The following is a 390-nucleotide window of genomic DNA, read 5'->3' on the forward strand; positions in this document are numbered from 1 at the left end:
TGCGTGAACGCCTTGGCTGGATAGGAACGCGCCTTCCAGCCGTCGGGATAGCGGAAGAACAGCGCCTCCGATTTGGATTGTAGGTCAGGGAAGAATGCCGTTCCGGATGCGACGGGCAGCTTCGCCAAAGTCTCTTGGCTTATCTTGCGCACGGCCTTGGCCCATTCGACGGCGCTGGGTGCCAGCGTCCGATGCGAACCCGTGAAATCCACAGTGGTGACAGTTGAAGATGATCCCATGACTGTCGTCCGCTCGCTTTACCGATAGACATTTCTGCGACTGGTGGTGCTTCCGTTTGTGGCTACAAACCGGGCATCGAAAGACGCCCGGTCTAGTGGCGTTGGTCCGAGCTAGGATCTGGAAATTCGTCTGCGGGCTGTTCTCCATTTG

1 protein-coding gene is annotated in these 390 nt (G+C 57.7%); it reads right to left on the reverse strand.

Going from position 1 to position 390, the window contains the following annotated elements; translation table 11 throughout:
• Positions 1 to 239, reverse strand: a 239-nt coding sequence (locus AC5ZGW_RS47420; protein WP_496114308.1) for a hypothetical protein, incomplete at its 3' end; no start/stop codon positions are given.
• Positions 240 to 390 lie beyond the last annotated feature (151 nt).

The sequence above is a fragment of the Bradyrhizobium sp. Crot121 genome, from assembly GCF_059512385.1.